This is a genomic window from Dietzia sp. DQ11-44, from assembly GCF_014145205.1.
In the GTDB taxonomy this organism is placed as follows: domain Bacteria; phylum Actinomycetota; class Actinomycetes; order Mycobacteriales; family Mycobacteriaceae; genus Dietzia; species Dietzia natronolimnaea.
On the sequence record NZ_JAALEC010000017.1, the window covers coordinates 1 to 1,201 of the forward strand.

Annotated in this window: 2 protein-coding genes; one reads left to right on the forward strand and one right to left on the reverse strand. The window is 69.4% G+C overall.

What is annotated here, in order from left to right; genetic code table 11:
- Positions 1-504, reverse strand: a 504-nt coding sequence (locus tag G6018_RS00475) for a hypothetical protein (RefSeq protein WP_182638449.1), incomplete at its 3' end; no start/stop codon positions are given.
- Between the two features lie 197 nt (positions 505-701).
- Between G6018_RS00475 and G6018_RS00480 the strand changes: the two genes are divergently transcribed.
- The gene (locus tag G6018_RS00480; RefSeq protein ID WP_179524504.1) at positions 702-1,199 is read left to right on the forward strand and encodes a CarD family transcriptional regulator; all 498 of its coding nucleotides are present in this window, start codon (positions 702-704) and stop codon (positions 1,197-1,199) included.
- The last annotated feature ends 2 nt before the right edge of the window (positions 1,200-1,201 follow it).

A 1,201-nucleotide genomic window follows, 5' to 3' on the forward strand; every position in this document is an offset into this window, starting at 1 on the left:
GGCGATGACGGCTGCCGCCATCTCGATCTGGTCGCCGTTGGAGAAGGAGACGGTGGCCGGCACCGAGGTGCCGATCTGGAGGTCGTCCGCACCGGGGAGGGTGGCGGTGGTCCGCTCGACGCAGAGGTCGTCCCCGCCGGGGACGGGCTCTGCGTCCTCCGCCGCCGAGACGATCAGCGAGCACCCGCGCTCGAGGGGCTGCGACTCGCCGATCTGCGCCTCGATCCCGTCGATCTCGAGACGGTCGAGGGAGATCGACTCGCCCATGCCGGTCCCGGTGAAGGAGGCGACGAACCCGAGACGCGCCTCCCCCGTCTCGGGGAGGACCACCACGAGGTCGTTGACGTACAGCTCGCCCGCGGAACCCTGTCCACCGTCCACCGCGGCGACCTGACCGGCCGTCTGCGAGATCTGGCCGGCGCCACACGCGGACATACCGACGGCGGTACCCACGGCCAGGACTACGAGCGCGGTGCGGCGCAGGCCGGTGTTCGGTGAAGTCACGTCAGGCTCCTCGGGAGATGGTCGTTCTCAGGCCGGTCTCATCGTAGTCCACGGCCGGTCGTGACCGGCGCCAGAGTGCGCCCCTCGTACCCCCCGGATGCGCCGGTCGGGCCGTTCGGGTTGCTGACCTGCATAAACGGATAACCCCAGCGCTGAGGGCGTGCTAAGATGGCTCAGTCGAAAGGGGAAAGCCACTCATGGAGTTCAAGGTCGGCGACACTGTCGTCTACCCGCATCACGGCGCCGCAAGTATCCAGGCGATCGAGATGCGGACGGTCAAGGGCACCGAGAAGGAATACCTCGTCCTCAAGGTTTCACAGGGCGATCTCACGGTCCGGGTTCCGGCCGAGAACGCCGAGTACGTGGGCGTGCGCGACGTGGTCGACGAGGCGGGGCTCGACAAGGTCTTCGATGTCCTGCGTACCGAGCACGCGGAGGAGCCGACCAACTGGTCGCGCCGCTACAAGGCGAACGGCGAGAAGCTGGCCTCGGGGGACGTGAACAAGGTCGCCGAGGTCGTCCGCGATCTGTGGCGCCGCGACCTGGACCGGGGACTGTCCGCCGGCGAGAAGCGCATGCTCGCCAAGGCGCGGCAGGTGCTGGTCGGCGAACTCGCGCTGGCCGACCGTGCGGACGAGCACCGTGCGGACGAGCTCCTCGAGCAGGTCCTGGCCGCCGCGGCCGCGCCGGCCTGACG